Source organism: Pseudohoeflea suaedae, from assembly GCF_004354915.1.
Lineage (GTDB): Bacteria > Pseudomonadota > Alphaproteobacteria > Rhizobiales > Rhizobiaceae > Pseudohoeflea > Pseudohoeflea suaedae.
In genome coordinates, this window is sequence record NZ_SMSI01000001.1 from 14,650 (window position 1) to 40,165 (window position 25,516).

A 25,516-nucleotide genomic window follows, 5' to 3' on the forward strand; every position below is an offset into this window, starting at 1 on the left:
GTAGCGCATTATCCACCCCGCTGTCGCGCCAGAAATGCGAGCCTCTCGAACAGATGGACGTCCTGCTCGTTTTTCAGAAGCGCGCCATGGAGCCGGGGAAGCGCATTCTTTACGTCGCCGCGCAGGTCCTCGGGGGCGACATCGTCGGCGACCAGCAACCGGATCCAGTCGAGGACCTCCGAGGTCGAAGGCCGCTTTTTCAGCCCCGCCGTTTCCCTGATCTCGTAGAACTGCGTCAGCGCCGCGCTGACCAGCGCCTTCTTGATACCCGGATAATGAACGTCGACGATCTTCTGCAGCGTCTCCATCTCGGGGAAGCGGATATAATGGAAGAAGCAGCGGCGCAGGAAGGCATCCGGCAATTCCTTCTCGTTGTTGGAGGTGATGATGACGATCGGCCGCTGCCTCGCTCTCACCATTTCGCCCGTCTCGTAGACGTGAAACTCCATCCGGTCGAGTTCTTGCAGCAGATCGTTCGGAAACTCGATATCGGCCTTGTCGATCTCGTCGATCAGCAGGACGACTTTCCTGTCGGCATCGAACGCTTCCCATAACTTGCCGCGGCGGATGTAATTGGAGATGTCGTTGACGCGCTCGTCGCCGAGCTGGCTGTCGCGCAGCCGGTTGACGGCGTCATATTCGTAAAGCCCCTGCTGCGCCTTGGTGGTCGACTTGATCGACCACTCGATCAGGTCCAGACCGAGGGAGCCTGCAACCTGCCGTGCCAGCTCCGTCTTGCCGGTACCGGGCTCGCCCTTGACGAGGAGCGGACGCTCGAGGCGGATCGCGGCGTTGACCGCGATCGTGAGGTCCTTGTCGGCGACGTAACTCTCGGTACCTTCGAATTTCATGCTCGGCATCCCCTTGTGTCCCTCCCTGCACACCACAAACCCGCACTGCACGCAAGGAGTTCCGGCCGGACGGCGATATTGCGCCAGATCAAGGCGCGCCGCGCGGTGCGATCTCATCATTTGTCTGGAGCAACAGGACCATCGGAGGATACGATGTCTCTCTACCACATTCGCCTTGAAATGGCCCGCAACAAGCAGTTTCCGGACGGCAATCCCGCCCGCGGCTACGACATTGTGGCGCCCCTCGATGCCGCGCGCCATCTCGACCGGGAGGCATGGAAGAAAGCGCCCGGTTCGGCGACCGTGACACGCTTCTGGGACGGTGAACGGGCCGCGCTCGGTCTCCTCGTCTGGCACAGGAAGGGCGGCTGGGCCTTCGACTACGAACCCGGAACCGACGAGGACGACGAATCCGGCTTCCGTTTCGCCGACCATGAATTCGCGCCGGGCGAATATGTCTCGGTCCGCGACCATGGCGCGGACGAGTTGCACACCTTCGTGGTGAGATCGGTCACGCCCGCCTGACGGGTCGCGCGATATCCATGCGGCTCAGGACTCGATTTCCTCGCGCAGGATTTCGAGTTCGAGCCATTCGCTTTCCATCGCCTCATGCTCGGCCCGGCTGGCCTCGAGGGTCTTGGCAAGCTTGGCGAAACCGTCGGGATCGCGGGCAAAGAGCTGCGGATCCGCCATCTTGCGCTCGATCTCGGCGATCTTCGTCTCTGCCTCCGCAATGCGGCCCGGCAGCGTTTCGAGCGCGAATTTCTGCTTGTAGGACAGCTTCTTCGAGCCCGAGCCCGGCGACGGCTTGTCACTACTGCCGCTCTCAGCGGATTTCTTCGACTTCGCCGCTTCGTTTGCGGCCTTTTCGGCTTTCGCCTCGTCACGGCGCTGCGCCAGCATGTCGGTGTAGCCGCCGGCATAGACGATCCAGCGACCGTCCGGGTTGATCGTATCGGCGGGCGCGATGGTGACCGCTGCCGTCCGGTCGAGGAAGTCACGATCGTGGCTGACCAGAAGAACGGTGCCGGCATAGCCTGTCACGATCTCCTCGAGCAGATCGAGCGTTTCCATGTCGAGATCGTTGGTCGGTTCGTCGAGGATCAGCAGGTTCGAGGGCTTGGCGAGAATGCGGGCCAGGACCAGCCGCGCCTTCTCGCCACCGGAAAGGTTGCGGATCGGCGTGCGCGCCTGTTCGGGCGCGAAGAGGAAATCCTTCATGTAGCCGGTCACATGCTTCTGCTCGCCGTTGACCAGGAGGTTCTCTCCGCGACCGTCTGTCAGATAATGCGCCAACGTATCGTCCGGATCGAGGGCTGCGCGCTTCTGGTCGAGCCGGGCAATCTCCAGATTGGTGCCGAGCTTGACGAAACCCGCATCCGGCGCGAGTTCGCCGGTCAGCATCTTGAGAAGCGTGGTCTTGCCTGCCCCGTTGGGCCCGACGAAGCCGATACATTCGCCGCGATGGATCCTGAGCGAAAAATCGCGCACGATCGGGCGGCTCTCATAGGTCTTGGCAATCCCTTCCGCTTCGACCACCAGCTTGCCGGAATCGCGCGCCTCGCTCACCTGCACGCTGGCGCGTCCCTGCGGACCGCGATGCTCGCGGTGCTCCTTCCTCAGCGCATGCAGTTCGCCGAGACGGCGCACATTGCGCTTGCGGCGGGCGGTCACGCCATAGCGCAGCCAGTGCTCCTCGCGCTCGATCTGGCGGCCGAGCTTGTGCTGCTCGGTGGCCTCGGCTTCCAGAACCTCGTCGCGCCAGGCCTCGAAATGGGAGAAGTCCTTCTCCAGACGCTGCGCCCGTCCGCGGTCGAGCCAGAGGGTGACGCGGCTCACGCGCTCGAGGAAACGACGGTCGTGGGAAATCACCAGGACCGCGCTTTTCATGCGGCGGATTTCCTCTTCCAGCCATTCGATGGCGGGAAGATCGAGATGGTTGGTCGGTTCGTCCAGAAGCAGGATATCCGGATCGGGCGCCAGCGCACGAGCCAGGGCGGCCCGACGCGCCTCCCCGCCTGACAGGGAAGCGGGATCCTCTTCACCGGTCAGTCCCAACTGATCGAGCAGATAGGTCACACGGTGCAGATCGTCGGCGGGGCCCAGACCGGCCTCCGCATAGGCACGCACCGTCTCGAACCCGTCGAAATCGGGCGACTGCGAGAGATAGCGCACGGTCGAGGAAGGGTGCCGGAAGATCTCGCCCGACTGCGGCTCGACCTGTCCGGCCGCAATCTTCAAAAGCGTCGATTTGCCCGAGCCGTTGCGCCCGACGAGACAGATCCGGTCGCCCGGTTCGACCTGCAGGTCAACGCCGTCGAGCAACGGCGTACCGCCGAAGGACAGCGAAACATCTTCGAGTTTGAGAATGGGCGGCGCCATGTCAGCTCCCGGAAAAATCATGCGGACGGGCAATGAGAAGCCCACGTCCGGAGTTGAGGCCCACGGTCACGGGGCCCTCTGCGATATTGGACAGGGTGCGCGAACTGCCGAAGGCCATGTCCAGGCCGTCGAGAGGATAGCGCGCGTTCTCGATCACGACGCCTTCGAGATCGGAGAACGGCAGGATCGAGAACAGCGCCCCCTTGGGTAGGTCGATAGTGAAACGCCCCGACAGAACCGGTACTGCCTCTTCATCGCCGGAGGTCAGGACGATGTTCAGCCCGCGCTCGGCCAGCGCGACCGCCTTGATCATGTGCAGTCCGGCGTGATCGGTCCGCTCCCCTTCCAGCGCTCCCACGAGGACGAGTTTCCGAGCGCCGCGCTCGAGCGCCGCCTCGATGGCGAGTTCACCGTCGGTGTAGTTCTTTTCCGCCGGATGGACCTGTCGTTCGACGTTTGGCCAGGCCTCGTGATCGCTCTGAACTGCGGAATCGAAATCCCCCATCCACAGCTCGGGCGTCAGCCCCAGAGCCGTGGCATGGCGGATGCCGCTGTCGGCGGCGATGACGCGGGCGCCGTCGACGAGCGCGCGCACGCGGTCATCGACCGAAAGCGCGCCGCCGAGAAGGATTGCGAAAGTGGTCGTCATGGGCTGACGCACATAGCAGGTTTTGCGCCCCTTGCCAGAGGTCGCCATGCAAACTATGTCTGGAATTGCTCTAACGGGGTGCCCGGCGTCAGCCGGGCTGAGAGGCGCAGCCAACCCGAAGAACCTGATCCGGTTAGCACCGGCGGAGGGATTAGAAGCCAGCGTCCTGCGCCTTCTTCCCTTTCACGACGAACCAGAGGAGGCGCGCCATGCGTTTCAGGACATTCTTTGCTTCACTCGCCCTGCCGCTCGCTGCGACAGTTTCGCTGACGTCCGTTGCGGCACAGGCCGCCGGCAAGACGCTCACAGTCTACACCTATGAGAGTTTCATTGCCGAATGGGGACCCGGCCCGCTCGTCAAGGAAGCCTTCGAGAAGGAATGCGACTGCACATTGAACTGGGTCGGCGTCGAGGACGGCGTTGCGCTCCTGAACCGCGTAAAGCTCGAAGGCGACAGTGCCGAAGCCGGTGTCGTGCTCGGGCTCGACACCAACCTCGTCGCAGAAGCCAAGGCCACCGGCCTTTTCGAGCCGCACGACATCGACACCGCTGCCGTCGACGTGCCCGGCGGTTTTTCCGACGACACCTTCGTCCCCTTCGATTACGGCTATTTCGCCGTGGTCTACGACACGCAGACGATCGACACACCGCCCGCAAGCCTCAAGGAACTGGTCGAGGGCGATCCGGCGCAGAAGATCGTTATCGAGGATCCCCGGACATCGACACCGGGTCTCGGTCTGCTTCTCTGGATGAAGACGGTCTATGGCGATGGCGCCGCCGATGCCTGGGAAAAGCTCAATGACCGCATTTTGACGGTCACCCCCGGATGGTCGGAAGCCTATGGCCTCTTCACCAATGGCGAGGCACCGATGGTGCTCTCCTACACGACCTCGCCGGCCTACCACATGGTGGCCGAGGACAGCGACCGCTATCAGGCGGCCTCCTTCTCCGAAGGTCACTACATGCAGATCGAGGTTGCCGGCATCCTCAAGACCGCACCGGAAAAAGACCTTGCCCGCGAGTTCATGGCCTTCATGACCAGCCCTGCATTCCAGGACGCGATCCCAACGCATAACTGGATGCTTCCGGCCGCAGCGATCGACATGGAACTGCCCGAAGCCTTCGACAAGCTCGTCGTCCCTGAAACCAGCCTTCTTTTCCCGCCGGAAGACGTGGCCGACAACCGCAAGGCATGGATCGACGAGTGGATCGCGGCGATGAGCCGCTGACCGGTCCTTCATGACCACAGCCCATCTCACCCGCGCGGAAGCCCGCGCCGCCGGTTTCGGCGGCGTGGCGGCAATCGCATTGGTGGGACTTGGCATAGCCGTTCCGGTGGCGGCGCTTCTGGTTCTCGGCGCCGATACCCCGCCGGATTTCAGCGTGGACGCCTATCTCTGGCGGATTACCCGCTTCACGCTCTGGCAAGCGGCTCTTTCGACTGCGCTGTCGATCCTGTTCGCCATTCCGCTGGCCCGCGCACTGGCCCGCCGCCCCCGCTTCCCCGGGCGCATATGGATCCTGAGGCTCTTTGCCGTCCCGCTCGGCCTGCCGCCTCTGGTAGCCGCCCTCGGACTTCTTTCGGTCTGGGGAAACAACGGCTTCATCAACCGCATGCTCGGCGAGATCTTCGGCACCGCGCCGCTTTCCATCTACGGGCTTTCGGGCATCCTCATTGCCCATGTGTTCTTCAACCTTCCGCTTGCCGCCAGGCTCATGCTGATGGGGCTCGAGCGCCAGCCGCAGGAATACTGGAAGAACGCCGCCATTCTCGGCATGGGCGGCTGGACCGTCTTCCGGCTGATCGAATGGCCGGCGGTGGCGCGTCCCGCAGCCGGAGCGGCCGGCCTCGTCTTCATGCTGTGCGTGACGTCGTTCACACTGGTGCTGATCCTCGGCGGCGGCCCCGGCGCGACCACGCTCGAGGTCGCGATCTTCCAGGCCTTGCGCTTCGACTTCGACCCGCCCCGCGCCATCTGGCTCGCCGTCATCCAGATCGTGCTGACCTCGCTCGCCCTTCTGCTGCTGCGGCTGATCGGCGGCGAGGACGAACGCTCGCAGCTTCTCGCAATTGGCAATGATCGCCTCGATGCGACCGGCAGGCTCGGCAAATCCCTCGATATCGTCCTGATCGCGGCGGGCGCGGCTTTCGTCTTCGCGCCCATGGCCGCCACGCTCGTGTCCGGCCTGTCGGCGGATTTCTCCCGCCTGATCTTCCGCCCGGCGCTCTGGCAGGCGATTGCGACCAGCCTCGGCATCGCGGCCTCCGCGGCCGTTCTGTCGATCCTCGTCGCGCTGTTGCTGATCCGCGCCCGCTTTGCAGCCCCCGATCGTCCGACGGCAGGCAAGCTTGCGGTCGACACTCTTGCAGGCGCCACCGGCTCGCTGGTGCTTCTCGTCCCGCCAGTGGTGATGGGGGCCGGCTGGTTTCTTCTCCTGCGCGGCGGACGCTCCTCGATGCTGGCGCCGCTCGCCATCATTGTCACGATCAACGCCATGATGGCGCTGCCCTTCGTCATGCGCGTGCTGGAGACCGCCTATCGCGCTGTCCTCAACCGCAACGGCAGGCTGGCGCTCTCGCTCGGCGTCACCGGCTGGAACCGGATCCGCCGCGTCGACCTGCCCGCACTTGCAAGGCCTTTGCGCGCCGCCCTGGCCTTCGCCATGGCCCTCTCGCTCGGCGATCTCGGGGCCATCGCGCTCTTCGGCAACGAAGACCTCGCCACCCTGCCCTGGCTATTATACCAGTCGATGGGCAGCTACCGGACGACCGATGCCGCCGGTCTCGCCCTCATTCTCGGAGTTCTTTGCGTGACCCTGATGATCATTGCCGACCGGTCGCCTGCCGAAACCCGCGAGAACCGCCGATGAAGCCGGCCATCGACATGCGCAAGGTCGAGCGAAAGCTCGGCGACAGGCAGATGGCCTTCGATTTTTCACGCCCGCGCGGTTCGATCACCGCGATCCTCGGCCCATCCGGATCCGGCAAATCGACACTGCTGAACCTGATCGCAGGCTTCCTGGCGCCCGACCGCGGGCAAGTGCTCATCGACGGAACCGATGTCAGCCATCTGCCACCCGGCGAACGCGGCGTCTCGATGGTCTTTCAGGACAACAACCTCTTCGCCCATCTCGATATAGCCACGAATATCGGCCTCGGTCTCGATCCGGCCCTGAAGCTCGACGGCACGCAGAAGGATCGCGTCGCGGCTTCGCTCGAAAGGGTGGGGCTCGCGGGCTACGAGAAACGTCTTCCGGGCACCCTGTCGGGCGGCGAACGCCAGCGGGTCGCCCTGGCGCGCGCCTTCGCCCGCGCCCGCCCCGTGCTGCTGCTCGACGAACCCTTTGACGGGCTTGGACCCGGCCTCGCCGCGGACATGATCTCCCTGATGCTGGAAATTCGCGCCGATGTCGATGCCACCGTTATGATGGTGACCCACGATCCGCGCGAGGCCGAGAGCGCTGCCGACCAAGTGCTTTTCATCGACCAGGGAAGGATAGCCGCCGACGGCCCCATGAGCGGCTTCTTCGAGCGCTCCGACCTGCCTGCGCTCAGCGCCTATCTGCGTGGACGACCCGAGGCTTAGTCCCCGATGCACCGCCATATTTTGGACGCGCTGAGCTGGCAATTGATAGCTGGCACACGCCGATGAATCAGGTTAATCAATGCAACCAATGCCCTGCGCGGCGGTTGACGGTCCACGACCACGGACCGGATCGACGTCCAAGCAGGCCCCCTCACCAGCCGGAAGCCATCCGGCTGAACGCGAATTCGGAGTGTATGCCGAAGATTTTCCATCAGGACAGAGCTTTGACCCGGAGTGCCGCTGCGCAGGACCGGATGCATTCGCTTGCTTCGACGGCATCCTCACGCCTCCGACTGCCGCGGAAGGCGTTCCCGGTCCTCACTGCGCTCCTGCTTGCGGGTTGCCAGACACTCGGTGTCGACGTCTACAATCCCGACGTCAGGCCCTCCGCCCAGCCGCAGACGGCGGAAAACGCCGCCAGTTCAGACCCGCGCAGCCGCATCGGTGCCACAGAGCATCCGCGGATCGTCGCGAGCTATGGCGGCGAGTACCGCGATCAGCGCACGGAGAAACTGCTCGCCCGCATCATCGGCAAGCTGACACTGGTGTCGGAAAACCCGAAACAGTCCTATCGCGTCACGGTTCTCAATTCGCCTGCCGTCAACGCCTTCGCGCTGCCCGGCGGTTATGTCTATGTGACGCGCGGACTTCTCGCGCTTGCCAATGACGCCTCGGAAGTCGCCGCGGTCATCGCCCACGAGATGGGCCACGTCACCGCCAATCACGGTATCGAACGCCGTCAGCGCGAACGCGAGGCAGCCCTTGCCGAACGTATGGCGGAGACCTCCATTTCCGGTGGCCTTGCCGCCAAGCAGGAAGTGGCCCAGAGCAAGCTGAAGCTCGCGGCATTCTCGCGAAACCAGGAACTGGAAGCCGATGCCATCGGCATCCGCATGCTCGGCGAAGCGGGTTATGATCCCTATGCTGCGTCCCGTTTCCTGGAATCGATGGAAGCCTACGGCCGCTATACCTCGGTGGACCCCGATTCCGACCAGAGCCTCGACTTTCTCTCCAGCCATCCGAACGCCCCTCAGCGCGTCGAGCTTGCCAAGCAGCACGCCCGCGCATTCGGCGCCGACGGCTCGGTGGATCCCGGTCGCGATTTCTATCTCGAGGGCATCGATGGCCTTCTGTATGGCGACAGCCCGCAGGAAGGCTATGTGCGGGGCGATACATTCCTGCATCCCACGCTCGGCATTAGCTTCGAGGTGCCTGAAAGTTTCCGCATCGACAACAAGGCCGACGCCGTCATGGCAACCGGCCCGAACGACCTCGCCGTCCGTTTCGACGGCGTGAGCGAGAACTCGCGGCGGTCGCTGTCGGATTACATGGCGAGCGGCTGGGTGACGGGCCTCATTCCGGGCTCGATCCGCGAAACCCGGATTGCGGGCTTCCCGGCAGCGATCGCGCGCGCGCGCGCCGACCGCTGGGATTTCGATGTAACCGTGATCAAGGTCGATGACCGCATCTATCGCTTCCTCACCGCGGCACCGCTCGATTCACCGGATCTCGAGCCGACGGCGCAGAAGCTCCGCTCCTCCTTCCGCAAGCTGTCGGCCGGCGAAGCCCGCGCCCTGCAGCCTCTGCGCATCCGCGTGGTCGCGGCCAAGCCGGAGGATTCCATCACGACGCTGTCCGGCAGGATGCGCGGCACCGACCGCAAGGTCGACCTCTTCAAGCTGCTCAACTCGATCGGCCCTGGGGATTCCGTCATTACCGGCAATCGCTACAAGATCGTCACCGATCAGTAGGCCGAAGGCCCGATACGCGCGAGTTCCGGAACGAAAAACGGCGCCTCAGGGCGCCGTTTCTACTTCCGCATGGCGTAAAAGTCAGAGCGTCGCGATTTCCGGCGTTTCACGTTCCAGCGCCGTTTTCAGCTTTTCAAGCGCCCGGTTTTCGATCTGGCGCACCCGCTCCTTGGAAATACCCAGCGACTGCCCGAGGGATTCGAGCGTTGCGCTGTCTTCCGACAAACGCCGTTCGTTGATGATCCTCAGTTCGCGCGGATTGAGCGCCTTGAGCGCATCGCCGAGCCACACGTTTCGGCGCTCCTCGTCGATCATGGTGGACACCTGCTCGTCGGGCAGCGGCTCCTCGCTTTCGAGAAACTCCACGCGATCGGCTGACGAACCGTCCTCGGTGCCGCCGACGGGAGCGTTCAGCGATGTATCGGAGCCCGAGAGCCGCGCATCCATGATAGCGACGTCCTTTGCATGAACGCCGAGGGCGTCCGCAATTTTCGAATGAAGCGCGCTGTCGGTGAGATTGTCCTGTCCCTGGGAGAGCCGCGCGCGCAGCCGGCGCAGGTTGAAGAACAGCGCCTTCTGTGCCGAACTGGTGCCGCCGCGGACGATCGACCAGTTGCGGAGAATGAAGTCCTGGATCGAGGCCCGGATCCACCAGCTGGCATAGGTGGAAAAACGCACGTCGCGTTCCGGATCGAACCTTGCCGCCGCCTCCAGCAGCCCTACATGACCCTCCTGAATGAGGTCGTTCATCGGAAGCCCGAAGTTCTTGAACTTGGCGGCCATCGAGATGACGAGACGCATATGGGCCATTGTGATCTTGTGGAGAGCCACCTGATCCTGATCGTCGCGCCAGCGGAGGGCGAGATCGTGTTCCTCGCCGCGCTCCAGATAGGGGGCCGCCATTGCCGCGCGCACCATTTGCCGATCTGCTGACACCAAATTCATCTCGTATCTCCTCATTCAGCTGGCGGCGGCGAATGTCTGCCGTCGGAACCGGGATGACCGCGATGAAATTGTTTCGTGAGAGCCCTTTCGGAGCCCATGAAAAGAACCGGCGGTCGCTCCGGCAATAAGTGCGCAACGCGCAGATGCCGGCTTGGTTCCCAATTTTCCGCAGAATGGAACCGCGGCGTGCGAAACGACGCGGCAGGACCCACATGCGTGGCCTGAACTCGGGCGGCCTCCGGCGGATAGCGGGATGGTTCGAAACGTGCCTTGCACGTCATCGCGAAACGAAAAAACCCGGTCGCAAGGACCGGGTTTTCATGAAGCTCGCAGAACGGAGGAAGCCTGAAATCAGGCAGCTTCTTCCTGCTTGTCGTCACCATCGTCATTGGCCTTGCCGCGCTTGGGAGCCTTGGCGAGGTGGGTCTCGATGAGACGGATGGATTCGGTTTCCGACATCTTGTTCACGGCCGCGATCTCGCGGGCCATCCGGTCAAGAGCGGCTTCGTACAGCTGGCGCTCCGAATAGGACTGCTCGGGCTGGTTTTCGGCGCGGAAAAGGTCACGGACCACTTCGGCGATCGAGATCAGGTCGCCGGAGTTGATCTTCGCATCGTATTCCTGAGCGCGGCGCGACCACATGGTGCGCTTGATGCGCGCCTTGCCGGTCACGACTTTCAGGGCGCGATCGACATAATCGGTTTCCGACAGCTTGCGCATGCCGATGGTGGAGGCCTTGGCGACCGGCACCTTCAGACGCATCTTGTCTTTCTCGAAGTCGATGACGAAGAGTTCAAGCTTGTGGCCTGCAACTTCCTGCTCTTCGATGGCAACGATCTGGCCGACACCATGAGCGGGATACACAATCGACTCGCCGGTTTTGAAACCCTGGCGCTGAGAAGACTTCTTTTGCTGAGTCGTCATACGTGGTCAAAACTCCCTGTTATAGGTACCGGAGGCATGCCCGTGGACCTTGGCAAGCTCCGCGCAGTCGGGGACTGCGGTGCTGCTGACACAACATTCTTTCCAAGGTGAACGGAAATAGGCGATCGACACACGATATGCCGCAAGAGGGCTTGCGACATTGGCAACCGCTATGAGGACGTTTCCGTGCTTATTGGTTTATTCGCCCGACGGCGCCTTTGAATATGTCAGTGTGCTTTACCTAACATATTTATGCGCAGAAATCAATTATTTGCTGCTCCGCCGCATGACGCAGCGGAACATTCGGCAGGAAATGGTTAAATCGCGACCCCGCAAGCCCGGCCAATGAGGGCCTTTGGAAGACGCGTGGAAGCCGGACGGCTCAGTCGCCCTGGCCCGGCTCAGCGGAGAAATACTTCTCGAGCTTGCCCTCTTCACCATCGAACGTCTTGGCATCTTCCGGCGCATCGCGCTTGACGGTGATGTTGGGCCACTTGTCGGCATATTCGGTGTTGAGCTGCAGCCATTTGTCGAGGCCCGGCTCGGTATCCGGCTTGATCGCTTCAGCCGGGCATTCGGGCTCGCAGACGCCGCAGTCGATGCACTCATCCGGGTGGATGACCAGCATGTTCTCACCTTCATAGAAGCAATCGACGGGGCAAACCTCGACGCAATCCATGTATTTGCATTTGATGCAATTGTCGGTGACGATGTAAGTCATTTCGGACGGCTCCCGAAGGGAAAGAATGGCTGTTCGCGTGGTGAGGTAATCCGTTTGTCCGCCATTGGCAATAGGAGACCCGCACCACGGGGATTTCTGCGCCAATGTGCCGCCAACCGTCGGCTCATGCGAGGTAATCTGCGGCGCATTTCGACGGTTTTTCGAAAAAATCCGCCCCAAAGTCGCCGGATCGCGGCATCAGAATTTTGGCTCCGGCCCCGTATCGATCGGCGGCGGGGACATGTCGTCGTAGAGCGCCTGGGCCTCGCTGGCAGGTCCGCGCCTCTCGCCGCAGCCGGTTACCCGGTAGACGAAAACCCGGCGCGGCATGACGATCGTCAGCACGTCGCCGGGTTTGACGGTGGCGCTGGCCGTGCGCTTCTTCTCGCCGTTGATGCGGACATGCCCCGAGGTGACGAGGCTGACTGCCAGTCCCCGCGTTTTGACCACGCGCGCGAAATAGAGCCACTTGTCGATGCGTTGCCGATCCGGCGGGGCAGTCGTCATCGAAAGGGGGCCGCCTACTTCTTCAGCTGGTCCTTGAGGGCCGCAAGCTTCGCGAAGGGGCTGTCCGGATCCATCGGCTTGTCCTTGCGCGGCGGACGATCGCGGTGCGGCGCGTCATGCCGGCCCCTGCCGCCATCCTTGCCGCCATCCTTGCCGTTCCTGTCCTTGCCGTTCCGGTCCTGACGCGGCTTGCCGCCGCCCTTGCCCTTTCCGCGCGCGGGACGGCGGTTGCCGCCCTCCTCGTCGCGACCGCCCTGCTGGCGGCCACGGCCCCGTGCATTGTCGGAGCGACCGGCCGGACGCCAGAGCAGAACGGGGGCAGGCTCGGCCACCTCTTCGGTCTCGGTTGCCGCCGGCGTTTCGCCATCGGCTTGCGGGGCGTCCGTCGCTTCAGCCGGAGCTTCGTCCGAAATCCCGGCGACATCGGCCGGCTTCTCGGCCTCAGGCTGCGGACGGTCGGCCGCAGTGCGGCTCTGCACCACTTCGACCACCGGCCCGCCGCCCGCACCGCTTTCGGCGGCAAAGGACTTCTCGATCTCGGCGAGATGCGCGGAGGCCTCCTCGGCAGGAACGGGCTCGGCGCGGTAGCCGAGGCCCTTGAGGATTTCCTCTATGTCGTCCTGGGTCGCGCCCAGGATCGACAGCATGCCGGTGGTGGTGATGAAACGGCGGCCGTCATAGCCGGCTTCCGGACGCGGGCCCGAGCCCGGCGTCCACTGCAGCGCCGGACGGATGAGGTCGGCAAGACGTTCCAGGATATCGATACGCACGGCGCGCTTTCCGAGAAAGCGGAAACCGGCGAGACGGTAGAATTCGCGGTCGAACGACGGATCGGTCTGCACCGAGGTGCGTCCGGCTGCCAGAAGCGGCACGACTTCACCATATCCGGCCTTGTCCATGCCGTCATTGGCGACAGCCCAGAGCAGCGTGATCATCTCCGCCGGGGCTGGCTTCAGGAGCGCCGGGACGAAGATGTGGTAGGCGCCGAAACGGATCCCGTATTTGCGCAGGCTCGCGCGCGCGTTCTGATCGAGATCGCGGATCACGTCGGACACGTCGCGGCGGAACAGGATGCCGAGATTTTCGGTCAGCCGGAACGCAAGCCCGCGCGCCAGACCTTCCAGATCCTCGGCATGGGTCAAATCGTCGAGCGGCTTGAGCACGCTGGTGATCTGGTGATTGACGTAGCGGTCGAGACGGGCGGCCACCACGTCGCGCGCTTGTCCCTCGAGCTGTTCGTCCGCCAGAAGGATGACACGCGGCTTCAGCACGTGATCGCCGGCGACCAGTCGTCCCACGGGATCGCCGAGCCAGCGCAGTGTGCCGTCGCTGCCGAGCGCGAAATCGCCGTTGCCGGATGCATGCAGGCGCGCAGCCCGTGCCTCGAATTCGAGCGCCAGCGCCTTTTGCGCGGCAGCCGCAGCAGCCTTGGCATCGGCGGCCTCTGCCGACTGGTCGACTATGAACCGGAATCCGGCCAACTGACCGACATGATGGCCTTCGACGAAGACGTCCCCGTTCACACTTATTTCCGCTTCGAGCATCGCATTTTCTCTCAACCGCCTCATGAGCACCGATGTCCTGCGATCAACGAAGCGTTTCGTCAACCTTTCATGCAGCGCATCGGACAATCGGTCCTCTATTTCTCGTGCCTTTTCCTGCCAGTGTGTCGGATCGGCAAGCCAGTGGGGACGATTGGAAATATACGTCCACGTTCTGATCTGCGAAATCCGCGCTGCCAGCGTGTCGATGTCGCCCGCTGTCGAATCGCAGCGCCGCACCTGTTCGGCGAGGTAATCCTCGCCCACCACGCCGTGCCGCACAAGGTCGCGATAGATCGTTGCGACCAGATCCGCATGCTGGGCCGGCGCAATGCGCCGGTAATCGGGGAGCGCGCAGACGTCCCACAGGAGTTCCACCGCCTTGGGCGTGGTCGCCATGTCGCGAACCTCGAAGTCGCTGGCGAGATGTTCGAGCGCGCGTTGGTCGACCGCCGGGAGCGCGCGCGTCAGTCCTTGCACCGGCGGCGTCTGCTCCAGGCTTTCGATCAGAGATTTCAGGCTCGAGAAATCGAGCACTTTCGACCGCCACTGGAGGATACGTACCGGGTCGAAAACATGGCTTTCCAGCCGCTCGACCAGCTCGTCCTCGAAAGCCGGCACGCGCGCCGTCACCCCGAATGTCCCATCGCGCAGGTGACGGCCGGCACGACCGGCGATCTGGGCAAACTCTCCCGTCGTCAGCCTTCTGTGCGTATAGCCGTCGAATTTCCGCTCCTGGGCGAAGGCGACATGGTCGACATCGAGATTGAGCCCCATGCCGATCGCGTCGGTGGCAACGAGAAAATCGACATCGCCGTTCTGGTAGAGTTCGACCTGGGCGTTGCGGGTGCGCGGGCTGAGCGCCCCGAGAACCACCGCCGCCCCGCCCCGCTGGCGCCGGACCAGCTCGGCGATCGCGTAAACCTCGTCTGCCGAAAACGCCACGATGGCCGACCGGCGCGGCAGCCGGGTGATCTTCTTCGAGCCCGCGTAAAGGAGCTGCGACAGCCGCGGCCGTTCGACGACGGTCAGTCCCGGCAAAAGGTTTTCGAGAATGCCGCGCACGCTCGACGAGCCGAGCAGAAGCGTCTCCTCGCGCCCCCTGAGGCCAAGAATACGATCGGTGAAGACATGGCCGCGCTCGAGATCTCCGGCCAGCTGCACCTCGTCGATCGCGACAAAGGCCACATCGGCCTTTTGAGGCATGGCCTCGACCGTACAGACCGAGTAGCGCGCCTTTGGCGGCGTGATCTTCTCCTCGCCGGTCACCAGGGAGACGTGGGCGGCGCCCACCTTCTCGACCATCCGCTGATAGACCTCGCGGGCAAGCAATCGCAGCGGCAGACCGATGACGCCCGACGAATGGGCAGCCATGCGCTCGATGGCGAAATGGGTTTTCCCGGTATTGGTCGGCCCCAGAACGGCGGTCACACCCCGGCCGCTGAGGATCAACGGCTGACGGTCGTGTGCTGCAAGGGGCTTGTTGTTCGGGAAGGCGGACATTCGGTCGTGTCGTCTCACCGGTCCTGGCCGGTACCTCTGATGAATACGGATGGCACGCGGCCTCTCCTTGCGCCTCATATAGAGCGTCACAGCCGATCTTGAAAGGCGGCTTTGCGTCCCTCGAAGTTAACGCTTGGAACAGGGGCGGAACGAATCGGCGACGAATCGCTGACTCTCGGTTGTTTTTGCTTTGTTCACGGCTACATCTGGAAAAATTCCCGAATTGGAACACCAGATACTGAATCACCTCGAGATACAAAACGTGAAAACGGCGGACCAAAGGTTAACAGCCCGGCTGCCTCCTCGCGACCGGCATCCGGACCGCTTTCGAGAACGAAAACACGAAGCGGATTTGTTAACGTTTTGAAGCTCTTCCACGCTCCGGAAGCCCGGAAATCGCAAATCCCGTTAACTTTCGGAACGGCCAAGGAACGAATCGGCGACGAATCACTGACATCGCGATGTTCCGACTTTGTTCACACCACATCTTGCGACAGGAGACGCATGGTGCACAAAAAACCGCCGCCCTTTCGAGGCGGCGGTCGGAAGAGTGAAGCCATCCGTTAACCATTGACGACAAGTTTGCCCAAAATCACCCCGCAAGATGCGTTCGCGCGTTAACCCGTCACGGCGCCGTCAGCTGAAATACTGCCCGCCATTGGCGGAGATGGTCGAACCGGTGACGAAGCCGGAATCGTCTGAGGCGAGAAAGACCACGCAGCGCGCAATTTCCTCGGGCTCACCGAGCCGGCCCACCGGGATCTGCGGAATGATGCGCTCGTTGAGCACCTTTTCGGGCACCGCGCGCACCATCTCGGTGCCGATGTAGCCCGGGCAGATGGCGTTGACCGTGATGCCGGCGCGCGCGCCTTCCTGGGCGAGCGCCCGGGTAAAGCCGATATCGCCCGCCTTGGCCGCGGAATAATTGGCCTGCCCCGCCTGCCCCTTCTGGCCGTTGATCGAGGAAATGTTGATGACGCGGCCGAATTTCCGGTCTCGCATCCCCGTCCAGACCGGATGCGTCATGTTGAACAGGCCGGTGAGATTGGTGTTGATCACCTCGTTCCACATGTCCGGGGTCATCTTGTGGAACATGCCGTCGCGGGTGATGCCTGCATTGTTGACGAGAATCTCGACCGGACCGAGTTCCGCCTCGACCTTTTCGATCCCCGCCTTGCAGGCGTCGTAGCTGGCGACATCCCATTTGTAGGTCTTGATGCCCGTCGCATCGGAAAAGGCCCTGGCCTTCTCGTCATTGCCGGCATAGGTCGCGGCCACCTTGTACCCGGCATCGCGGAGCGCGAGCGATATCGCCTCGCCGATCCCGCGCGTACCACCGGTCACCAACGCTACTCGTGCCATAACAGCCTTCCTCCCTTGGCTTGAAGCGAGGGCCTGCCCGTTTCTGTGGCGGGTCAGTCCGGTCGCGATAGTTTCAGTTCCCGATCACATGCTCTCGACGCACATGGCAACGCCCATGCCGCCGCCGATGCACAGCGTGGCGAGGCCTTTCTTGGCGCCGCGCCGCTTCATCTCGAAGACCAGGGTGTTGAAGATGCGCGCGCCCGATGCGCCGACCGGGTGACCGATGGCGATTGCGCCACCGTTGACGTTGACGATATCCGGGTTCCAGCCCATGTCCTTGTTGACCGCACAGGCCTGCGCGGCAAAGGCCTCGTTGGCTTCGACGAGATCCAGATCGTCGACCTTCCAGCCGGCCTTTTCGAGCGCCTTGCGCGAAGCGGGGATCGGGCCGGTGCCCATGATCTGCGGATCGACGCCGGCGGTAGCCCAGGACACGATCCGCGCCAACGGAGTGATCCCGCGGCGCGATGCCTCGTCGGCGGTCATCAGAACCACCGCAGCAGCGCCATCATTGATGCCCGATGCATTGGCCGCCGTGACCGTACCTTCCTTGTCGAAGGCCGGGCGCAGCTTGCCGACGCTGTCGAGCGTCACGCCATGCTTGATGTACTCGTCTTCCTCGACGACCGTATCGCCCTTGCGGCCCTTGACGGTGAAGGGGATGATCTCATCCTTGAACTTGCCGGCCTTCTGCGCGGCCTCCGCCTTGTTCTGCGAGGCCACGGCGAAGGAATCCTGCTCGTCGCGCGACAGCTGCCACTGGCGGGCGACGTTCTCGGCCGTATTGCCCATGTGATAGCCGTAGAACGCATCCGTCAGGCCGTCCTTGATCATGGTGTCGATCATCTTGAAATCGCCCATCTTCACGCCGCCCCGAAGATGGGCGCAATGCGGAGCCATGGACATCGACTCGTGACCGCCGGCGACAATGATCCTGGCGTCGCCGAGCGCGATCTGCTGCATGCCGATGGCGATCGTGCGGAGACCGGAACCGCAGAGCTGGTTGAGGCCCCATGCGGTCGTCTCCTGCGGGCAACCGGCAGCCATTGCGGCCTGGCGTGCGGGGTTCTGCCCCTCGCCAGCCGAAAGGATCTGCCCGAGGATCACCTCGTCCACTTCCTTGGGGTCCACGCCAGCGCGTTCCAGCGCGCCCTTGATCGCTGCAGCGCCGAGATCATGGGCGGGAACGTTCGCAAACGCACCATTGAAGGATCCCACCGGGGTCCGCGCAGCGCTTGCGATAACGATGTCAGCTGTACTCATGGTCGCTTCCTCTGTTTTGTATTTATCCCGGACCGTGCCGCAGCAACTTTACCATGTCAAATATTTCGGCGGGCGTTTCTGGTGAATGACGAAGGAAGAATGGTATATTTTGCGGCGCAGCAACCGGACCATGTGCAAGCGCTTCGCACTTGGTTCGCCGCAACGCACAAAAGAATTTGTCAGGGGCCGGGGTTTTCGCCTACAGTTCCTGCCCCGGCGGATGCCGGGTCTTTCACCTCGAGGAGGAGTGAGCATGTCAAAGAAAGACGGGCCGGTCATCATCAAGAAATACGCCAACCGGCGCCTCTACAACACGGGTACGAGCACCTACGTGACGCTCGACGACCTCGCCGTTATGGTGAAGAAGGGCGAGGACTTCACGGTTCAGGACGCCAAATCCGGCGATGACATTACCCACTCGGTGCTGACCCAGATCATCTTCGAGCAGGAATCCAAGACCGGCAACACGCTGCTGCCCGTTTCCTTCCTGCGTCAACTCATCTCCTTTTACGGCGACCAGCTCCAGATGGTGGTGCCGAGCTATCTCGAGCAGTCGATGGCCGCCCTTTCCGAGCAGCAGGAACAGGTGCGCGACCAGCTGTCCAGACAGCTCGGAGAAAACCCCATGACGAAGAACATGCAGATCCCGATGCAGGTGATGGAGGAGACCGTACGCCGCAACACGGAGATGTTCCAGAAGGCCATGGCCATGTTCTCGCCCTTTGCCATGGGGGCTCAGGCGCCGGCGAAGGACGAGGCGAAGAAGCCTGTCGTCGACAAGGACATCGATGACCTGAAATCCCAGCTCAAGGCGCTGCAGGACAAGATCAACTCCATCGGCTGACGGCTCGGGCCGGCCTTCAACGGACCGGAAACACAGCTTTGACCAAAAGGGCCGCGCTCATGTGTGGCCCTTTTTCGTTGGCCGCTTTAGCTTCGGCGTGAACGGGCCGGCGAGACGGCCTGAATCTATCGAACCGCTCAGGGAGCCTTCCACCATGTCGACGATCACCCTCTCCAAGGCCAACCGCATCATTTCCGCAGCCTTCGCCAAGGGCAAGGAACTGGAACTCGCACCTTTGACGGTGGTGGTTCTCGACGCCGGCGGCCAGCCGGTCTCGGTCCAGCGGCAGGACGGCTCCTCGATGCTGCGTTTCGACATCGCCACCGGCAAGGCGTGGGCTGCGCTGGCGCTCGGCATGGGGTCGCGGAAGGTCGGCGCCATCGCGGTGGAGCGCCCTCATTTCTTCCAGGGCCTGTCCGGCGTTTCCGGCGGCCGCATGGTGCCAGTGCCTGGCGGTGTGCTGGTGCGAGACAGGAAAGGGGCGATCATCGGCGCGGTCGGCGTGACCGGAGACACGTCCGACAATGACGAAGCCTGTGCCGTGGCCGGCATCGAAGCCGCCGGTTTCACGCCCGACGCAGGCTAAAGCCCGATCGAGACGTCCCGTCCCGCGGAGCGGATGGCGACGGAAAAGCCGGCTATCACGTCGATGAAGGCGATCGCCATCAGGATGAAGAAGATGTCGGTCGCCGCATTGGCGACCAGCAGGAACTCGACGAGATAGGCCACGAAGACGAAGGTCGACAGGAGATGGTCCATCACCGACCAGGATCCTGTCCGCGTCGCCTTGAGGATCTCCACGAAGAGCAGGACCAGCGCCACCACAATCATCAGGTCGCCGACGCTCATCGACCAGACCGCGCCGGACATCATCGGCACCTCGACCAGCGTAGTCGTCAGACTGCCGAGGGCGGCGCCTCCGAAACCGGCGATGATGACGTTATAGGCGATGAACGGGATGATCATCAGCGGAATGGCTGCGAGCATTGAGGCCTCCCGGCTCGGTTCTGGAGTATCCGATGCCCGGGCCGGATCTCGCGCGGGCGGCGAGACTGTGCCTGTTCAAATGCGGCGCGACAAGGGCGTCACCCGCAATTTTCACCTGCAAGAACTGATTAAACGCGAAAAGCCGGCCCAGCGGGCCGGCTCGTCAAATCGACATCCGAGAAGGATGGATTATGCGTTTTCCTTGGGCGTCAGAACCTGACGGCCACGGTACATACCGGTCTTCAGATCGATATGGTGCGGGCGACGCAGTTCGCCGGAATTCTTGTCCTCGACATAGGTCGGCGCCTTAAGGGCATCGGCCGCGCGACGCATACCGCGCTTGGACGGGGTGGTTTTACGCTTCGGAACAGCCATGACGTACTCCAGTTCGATAATTCGGCACACGCGGCATCCGGCTCTTCAAGCCCGCCTTGCCTGTGCAATTTCGGAAATTGGGGCGGCTTATACATTGAAGAGAACGCTTTGACCAGACTCTTCTTGCCGCTTTTTTCAATCCCCAGGCCCGGCATCTCCGGGCCTGCCGCGGGGCTGACGCAAGGCTCTAGACTTCTTCCTCGGCAATGACGGCGGTTTCCGCGCGCGAAGCCGTCTCCCACTCCTGCCAGGCCGCCAGCGCTTTCATCCGGTCCATGTAGCCGCGCGTCGTGTCCGCGACGTCGAATGCATAGACGTCGAGCCGGTTGACAACGGGCGCGAACATCGCGTCGGCGATCGAGAAATCCCCGCAGAGAAAAGGCCCGCCGGACTCGGCGAGGGACCGGGCCCAGAGCGTTTCGATACGCGCGACATCGGAGAGAACCGCATCCGCGACTTCGATCTTCGAGGGCACGCGGCGGATGTTCATGTGGCATGTTCCGCGCAGCGCGTGGAAACCCGCCGCCATCTCGCAGGCCATCGCCATCGCGCGGCTGTGCCAGAGCGGATCGGCGGGCCAGAGGCCCGATTGCGGGAACTTCCGCGCCACATGGTCGAGGATCGCCAGGGATTCCGGGATCAGCAGATCGCCGTCCTCGAGAAGCGGGAGCTTGCCGCTCGGCGACAAGGCCTTGATCTCCGGGTTGCCCGCCGGAAAATCGAACCAGAGCTGCACCTCCTCGAAATCGATCTTCGCTTGGCGCAGGCCGATCCAGGGCCGAAACGACCAGGACGAATAGTTCTTGTTGCCGATATAGAGCTTCATGCGGGACATCCTCTGCGCAGATCCGGGCCGAGCTTTTCACAGGCGCCTGGCGACGACCAGTTCATTCTGCTGCCCTAATCATAAAGGCATTTGATATATGCGCCCGACTGGCGCGCGCGCGCCTGAATGGTCGAAGCCAGCTTGCCCAGATTTCTCGTCGGATTGGCGGGATTGCGCTCGATGGGATTGGGCAGCGTCACGGCAAGAAGTGCGGCCTGCCTGCGTGTCAGATCTTTTGCCGCCACACCGAAATAGGTCTGAGCGGCAGCCTCGACGCCGAAGACCCCGGGCGCCCATTCGGCGACATTGAGATAGATCTCCATCGTCCGCTTCTTGCCCCAGATCTGGTTGCTCCACATCGCGAGCGGGATTTCCAGCCCCTTGCGTATGACGGTGCGGGAATTGGTCAGGAACAGGTTCTTCACGGTCTGCATGGGAATGGTGCTCGCACCCCGCGTGGCCTCGCCGTCCAGCGCATCGTCGATGACGCTGTTGAGCTCGCTCCAGTCGACACCGTCATGGGCGCAATATTGTCCGTCCTCCGACATCATCACCGACTGCACGAGGACCGGCGCGATATCGTCGAACGCCACCCATTGCCGCTCATAGGCCCGGCCGGTCAGCATCTCGCCGATCATCAGCGTCGAGACCGGCTTGACGGCGTGAGGCTTGTAGACGAGCACGAGCACGTAGGGCGCCAGGAGCAGGAGAATGGCGACGATCACGATCCACTTGATGATACGAAAGACCGTCCACCGCTTGCTGCGGCGTCTTCCCGCTGTATCAGTTGCCACGCTGTCGCCCTGCCCTTCCCGAGGAATCCTGCCGTTCGTTGATAGCCGTCTTCGACCGCGATTGCCAAGGCGTGCGCAACGACCATACGCGGACTAAACGCGCGAACTCGCAAGAGGGCTGCATGGATAAGGTCAAACATTGCACGCCGGGATTGAAGCGCCTCGCGACGCGTGGCAAGAGAGCGCCATGACCCCGGGAATTGACCACATTTTCACCGACCGCCTCTCCGCAACCGCACGCGATATCGGCGCGTTCCTCGATGAAAAACTCGGTGGAGCGACCGGCGACGGCCATGACTGGCCGGCCACGCTCAGATCCGCCATGCGCCATGGCGCGCTGAACGGCGGCAAGCGCATCCGGCCGTTTCTGGTCGTCGAGACCGCCCGCATGCTCGGCGGCGACGAAGACGCGGCGATGTATGCGGCTGCCGCGCTTGAATGCATTCACTGCTATTCCCTGATCCATGACGATCTGCCCGCGATGGACGACGACGACATGCGGCGCGGCCAGCCGACTGTTCACATCGCCTTCGACGAGGCCACCGCCATCCTCGCCGGCGACGCGCTTCTCACATTTGCGTTCGAGCTGCTCACCGATCCGGCCAACCCCGCTCCCTCCGAGACGAAGCTCGACCTTGTCCGCAGACTGGCGATTGCCTCGGGCGCCGGCGGGATGGTCGGTGGCCAGGTTCTCGATCTCGCGGCCGAAACGGGTAACCCGGGCGAAGACGACATCATGTCCATGCAGGCGATGAAGACCGGCGCGCTTCTGCGCCATGCCTGCGAGGCGGGCGCGATCGTCGCCCGTGCCGACGACGCGACGATTGCCCGGATGCGCAGTTTCGGCACCATGATCGGCCTCGCCTTCCAGCTTGCCGACGACCTGCTCGACGCGACCGCGGACGCGAAGACGGTCGGCAAGGCGACCGGCAAGGACGCCGGGCGCAACAAGGGCACCTATGTCTCGCTCAACGGAATCGACGACACCCGCGCCCGCTGCGAGGCGCTCGTGACCGAGGCATGCGCGGCCATTGCGCATTACGGCAGCCGTGCCGACTTGCTCCAGCAGGCCGCCGCCTACATCGCGCGGCGCACCTCCTGACCGTCCGGAGAGGCGTTTTCTCAATTCTCAAAGACTGCGGGAGAATTATTAACGGTATCCGGGCGATTATTAGCAACTGAGGAAAATCCGCCAAGGTTGTGATCGCACCATGTCCAATAAGAATGTTGCCACGCAGCGATACCTGACGATGTTCAGGGTCGGTTACGTCGCGGCTCTGACCACCATCGTCGTTTTGTGCGGATACTTCTCCGTTGTTCAACGCACCCAGAACAACCTGATCTCCGAGATCGGCATCTTTTCCCGCCAGCTCGCTTCGCTCGATACGGCCATGCGGGTGCAGGCCATGCAGGCCGAACGGTTCGCCGAACAGTACAAGAGCTATGCCGACATCCGGGAATTCGACACTTTCGGGATGACGCTGGCCGAAAAGCTCGAACATCAGCGGAACCGGAAAATCGATCCCGACATCATTTCCGCGCGCAATGCCTTTGATTACCGCACCGCCAGGGGACGCGAGAACCTGGCCGGCGTCGAACTGATCTGGAGCCGCCTGCCCGACTCCCTCAAGACGCAGATCCTGCGCAACGCGCGGCTGCTGGACCCGGACAATCCTTTCGCCAATCACAGGCATTTCGTCGACAGGCAGGCGTCGGGCGCCATGCGGACCAAGACCGACCTCTACTGGACCAGCACCAAGATGGCCTCGCTCTACGGCACGACCCTCGAGCCGTCCAACAGCGAAATGCAGTCGCAGATCCGCATCTATCTCGCCAAGCTGTCCCAGACCGCGGGGGAGACGCTCGAGAAATACCTGCGGATCACCTTTGGTGCGCTCGTCTTCCTCGGCTTCTGCGTCTTCCTGCCGATCGACCTCCTGATTCACCGCATCGTCGGCATCCTTCAGCGCAAGACCATCGAGGCCGACAAGGCTGTCGTCGAGGCACGCGCCGCCGACCGCGCCAAGTCCGAGTTCCTGGCAACCATGAGCCACGAGATCCGCACGCCGATGAACGGCGTTCTGGGCATGGCTGAATTGCTGGTGCGCACGGATCTCGACAACCGGCAGCGCACTTTCACCAATGTCATCCTGAAATCGGGCAACGCGCTTCTCGAGATCATCAACGATATCCTCGACTACTCCAAGATCGAGGCCAACCAGATGGTTCTCGACAAGCGCTCCTTCTCCATCAACGACACGGTCGAGGACGTGGCGACGCTCATGTCCGCGCGCGCGGCGGAGAAGGATCTCGAACTCATTGTCCGCCTTCGCCCCAGCCTGCCCGCACGTCTTCTGGGCGATCCCTCCCGCTTCCGGCAGGTCATCACGAACCTCCTCGGCAATGCGGTGAAATTCACCGAGACCGGCAACGTCATGATTGACGTCGACTGCAAGGAACTGCCGGAGAGCGAGAATGGCGAGCGCGTCAGCATCCTGGTCCGCGTGAGCGATACCGGTATCGGCATCCCCGAAGAAAAGCTGAAGGTGATCTTCGAGAAATTCAGTCAGGTCGACGGCTCCTCGACCCGCCGGCACGAGGGCACGGGCCTCGGCCTGGCGATCGCCTCGAAACTGGTCGTTCTGATGGGTGGCGAGATCAAAGTCGAATCCAAGAGCGGCGAAGGCTCCGTCTTCTCCTTCGAAGTCCAGATGGATGTCGACAGGGAAGCTGCAGCAATCCCGTCCGCCACCACGTCCATCGATGACGCCAGGGTCCTGATCGTCGATGACATCGCCATCAACCGCATGATCCTGACCGAGCAGCTTCGCGGCTGGGGCATGGATTGCGTGGCCGTCGACAACGGTCAGATGGCGCTCGACTTCCTCCAGCATGCGGCGACCGGAATGGGGATCGAAGTCGATCTCGTGATCCTCGATTTCCAGATGCCCGACATGACGGGCGGCGAGGTCATTCGCCATATCCGGAGCAACCCGGCGATCGCGGACACCCCTATCCTGCTTCTGTCATCGGTGGACCAGGCGACCAAGCTCGACGCCATCAGCGACCTGCTGATCGAAGCCACGCTGACCAAGCCCACCCGCAACCGCGATCTCCGGATGGCGTCCGAGGAGATCATCCGTCTCCATCGTTCCAAGCTCATGAGCAAGGCCGCGGCGAACTCCGCCCCGGCTCAGGCTGCCGCAACGGAGCCGGAGGATGCCGCGCCGAGCGCGCAGCAGGCCTCCGCGAAAGCGGCAGCAAAGCCGACGGACAATCTGCCCGATGCCAGCGGCAAGATCCTTGTGGCGGAAGACAATCCGGTCAACCAGATCGTCTTCCAGCAGTCACTGGCGGCCTTGGGACGGGAGCATGTTCTGGTCGAGAACGGCCGCAATGCCGTCGCCGCCTGGAAGAAGGCAAAGCCCAGCGTGATCCTGATGGATATCTCGATGCCGGAGATGAACGGCTACGAAGCGACGGCTGCGATCCGCAATATCGAGGCGGAGGAAGGCCTGCCGGGCACCGTGATTATTGCGGTCACCGCGCATGCCATGCAGGGCGACGAGGACAAGTGCCTGGCCGCCGGCTTCGACGATTATCTCGCCAAGCCGGTTTCGGTCGACAAGCTCGACGAGAAACTGTCGCGCTGGATACCGGACGTCCCCATGGATCAGTCGGCGGTCGCCTAGACCGCCGGC

Annotated in this window: 22 protein-coding genes, 1 pseudogene and 1 riboswitch; of the genes and pseudogenes, 9 read left to right on the top strand and 14 right to left on the bottom strand. The window is 62.9% G+C overall.

Features of this window, described 5'->3' with window-relative positions; translation table 11 throughout:
- Window positions 1–8 precede the first annotated feature (8 nt).
- The gene (locus E2A64_RS00075; RefSeq protein ID WP_133282422.1) at window positions 9–851 is read right to left on the bottom strand and encodes an AAA family ATPase; all 843 of its coding nucleotides are present in this window, start codon (window positions 849–851) and stop codon (window positions 9–11) included.
- A 153-nt stretch (window positions 852–1,004) separates the two neighbouring features.
- On the opposite strand from E2A64_RS00075, the gene E2A64_RS00080 reads away from it, so the two are divergent.
- A complete protein-coding gene (locus E2A64_RS00080; protein WP_133282423.1) occupies window positions 1,005–1,376 on the top strand; it encodes a hypothetical protein in 372 nt (123 codons plus the stop codon).
- Window positions 1,377–1,400: 24 nt separating this feature from the next.
- Here E2A64_RS00080 and E2A64_RS00085 read toward each other — a convergent pair whose 3' ends face one another.
- A complete protein-coding gene (locus E2A64_RS00085; protein ID WP_133282424.1) occupies window positions 1,401–3,233 on the bottom strand; it encodes an ABC-F family ATP-binding cassette domain-containing protein in 1,833 nt (610 codons plus the stop codon).
- A gap of 1 nt (window position 3,234) precedes the next feature.
- On the bottom strand, window positions 3,235–3,930 hold the full coding sequence (locus tag E2A64_RS00090; RefSeq protein ID WP_244598095.1) for a thiamine diphosphokinase: 696 nt from the start codon (window positions 3,928–3,930) through the stop codon (window positions 3,235–3,237).
- A gap of 16 nt (window positions 3,931–3,946) precedes the next feature.
- Window positions 3,947–4,050, top strand: a riboswitch (TPP riboswitch).
- 41 nt (window positions 4,051–4,091) lie between these two features.
- Here E2A64_RS00090 and thiB point away from each other — a divergent pair.
- From thiB to E2A64_RS00110, 4 genes are all read left to right on the top strand, one after another.
- Window positions 4,092–5,111 carry a thiamine ABC transporter substrate binding subunit gene (gene thiB / locus E2A64_RS00095; protein WP_133282425.1) on the top strand — a complete coding sequence of 340 codons (1,020 nt, stop codon included), beginning with the start codon at window positions 4,092–4,094 and terminating at the stop codon, window positions 5,109–5,111.
- Between the two features lie 10 nt (window positions 5,112–5,121).
- Window positions 5,122–6,753, top strand: coding sequence for a thiamine/thiamine pyrophosphate ABC transporter permease (gene thiP, locus E2A64_RS00100; RefSeq protein ID WP_133282426.1), 1,632 nt, complete (start codon window positions 5,122–5,124; stop codon window positions 6,751–6,753).
- Window positions 6,750–7,469: a thiamine ABC transporter ATP-binding protein gene (locus tag E2A64_RS00105; RefSeq protein WP_133282427.1), complete on the top strand. Its 720-nt coding sequence runs from the start codon at window positions 6,750–6,752 to the stop codon at window positions 7,467–7,469. The genes thiP and E2A64_RS00105 overlap by 4 nt, the downstream gene beginning before the upstream one ends.
- Window positions 7,470–7,723: 254 nt before the next feature.
- A complete protein-coding gene (locus E2A64_RS00110) occupies window positions 7,724–9,220 on the top strand; it encodes a M48 family metalloprotease (protein WP_133284183.1) in 1,497 nt (498 codons plus the stop codon).
- An 81-nt stretch (window positions 9,221–9,301) separates the two neighbouring features.
- On the opposite strand, the gene E2A64_RS00115 is transcribed toward E2A64_RS00110, so the two are convergent.
- The 7 genes and pseudogenes from E2A64_RS00115 to E2A64_RS00145 form a co-directional block, all read right to left on the bottom strand.
- Window positions 9,302–10,165 (bottom strand): RNA polymerase factor sigma-32, encoded by an 864-nt coding sequence (locus E2A64_RS00115; protein WP_133282428.1) that lies wholly within the window; start codon window positions 10,163–10,165, stop codon window positions 9,302–9,304.
- Window positions 10,166–10,516: 351 nt separating this feature from the next.
- Window positions 10,517–11,089, bottom strand: a complete 573-nt coding sequence (locus E2A64_RS00120) for a CarD family transcriptional regulator (RefSeq protein WP_133282429.1) — start codon at window positions 11,087–11,089, stop codon at window positions 10,517–10,519.
- A gap of 382 nt (window positions 11,090–11,471) precedes the next feature.
- Complete coding sequence (fdxA, locus tag E2A64_RS00125; protein WP_133282430.1) at window positions 11,472–11,810, bottom strand: ferredoxin FdxA; 339 nt, start codon at window positions 11,808–11,810, stop codon at window positions 11,472–11,474.
- A 213-nt stretch (window positions 11,811–12,023) separates the two neighbouring features.
- A pseudogene (locus tag E2A64_RS00130) lies at window positions 12,024–12,317 on the bottom strand (RNA-binding S4 domain-containing protein); the annotation flags it as partial.
- Between the two features lie 14 nt (window positions 12,318–12,331).
- Window positions 12,332–15,361, bottom strand: coding sequence for a helicase-related protein (locus E2A64_RS00135; protein WP_133282432.1), 3,030 nt, complete (start codon window positions 15,359–15,361; stop codon window positions 12,332–12,334).
- A 636-nt stretch (window positions 15,362–15,997) separates the two neighbouring features.
- Entirely contained in the window at window positions 15,998–16,723 is a 726-nt protein-coding gene (gene phbB, locus E2A64_RS00140) for a beta-ketoacyl-ACP reductase (RefSeq protein WP_133282433.1), read from the bottom strand.
- Window positions 16,724–16,807: 84 nt separating this feature from the next.
- Window positions 16,808–17,989, bottom strand: a complete 1,182-nt coding sequence (locus E2A64_RS00145) for an acetyl-CoA C-acetyltransferase (RefSeq protein WP_133282434.1) — start codon at window positions 17,987–17,989, stop codon at window positions 16,808–16,810.
- Window positions 17,990–18,242: 253 nt separating this feature from the next.
- On the opposite strand from E2A64_RS00145, the gene phaR reads away from it, so the two are divergent.
- Entirely contained in the window at window positions 18,243–18,833 is a 591-nt protein-coding gene (phaR, locus tag E2A64_RS00150; RefSeq protein ID WP_133282435.1) for a polyhydroxyalkanoate synthesis repressor PhaR, read from the top strand.
- Between the two features lie 154 nt (window positions 18,834–18,987).
- Window positions 18,988–19,419: a GlcG/HbpS family heme-binding protein gene (locus E2A64_RS00155; protein WP_133282436.1), complete on the top strand. Its 432-nt coding sequence runs from the start codon at window positions 18,988–18,990 to the stop codon at window positions 19,417–19,419.
- On the opposite strand, the gene E2A64_RS00160 is transcribed toward E2A64_RS00155, so the two are convergent.
- The 4 genes from E2A64_RS00160 to E2A64_RS00175 form a co-directional block, all read right to left on the bottom strand.
- A complete protein-coding gene (locus E2A64_RS00160) occupies window positions 19,416–19,820 on the bottom strand; it encodes a hypothetical protein (protein ID WP_133282437.1) in 405 nt (134 codons plus the stop codon). The two genes, E2A64_RS00155 and E2A64_RS00160, sit on opposite strands and share 4 nt — an antisense overlap.
- Window positions 19,821–20,009: 189 nt before the next feature.
- Complete coding sequence (gene rpmF, locus E2A64_RS00165; protein ID WP_133282438.1) at window positions 20,010–20,195, bottom strand: 50S ribosomal protein L32; 186 nt, start codon at window positions 20,193–20,195, stop codon at window positions 20,010–20,012.
- 187 nt (window positions 20,196–20,382) lie between these two features.
- Window positions 20,383–21,030 carry a glutathione S-transferase family protein gene (locus E2A64_RS00170; RefSeq protein ID WP_133282439.1) on the bottom strand — a complete coding sequence of 216 codons (648 nt, stop codon included), beginning with the start codon at window positions 21,028–21,030 and terminating at the stop codon, window positions 20,383–20,385.
- A 65-nt stretch (window positions 21,031–21,095) separates the two neighbouring features.
- A complete protein-coding gene (locus tag E2A64_RS00175; RefSeq protein ID WP_244598096.1) occupies window positions 21,096–21,815 on the bottom strand; it encodes a biosynthetic peptidoglycan transglycosylase in 720 nt (239 codons plus the stop codon).
- A gap of 187 nt (window positions 21,816–22,002) precedes the next feature.
- Between E2A64_RS00175 and E2A64_RS00180 the strand changes: the two genes are divergently transcribed.
- Together E2A64_RS00180 and E2A64_RS00185 are read left to right on the top strand one after the other, a co-directional pair.
- The gene (locus E2A64_RS00180) at window positions 22,003–22,917 is read left to right on the top strand and encodes a polyprenyl synthetase family protein (protein WP_133282441.1); all 915 of its coding nucleotides are present in this window, start codon (window positions 22,003–22,005) and stop codon (window positions 22,915–22,917) included.
- Window positions 22,918–23,026: 109 nt separating this feature from the next.
- Window positions 23,027–25,507, top strand: coding sequence for a response regulator (locus E2A64_RS00185; RefSeq protein ID WP_133282442.1), 2,481 nt, complete (start codon window positions 23,027–23,029; stop codon window positions 25,505–25,507).
- The last annotated feature ends 9 nt before the right edge of the window (window positions 25,508–25,516 follow it).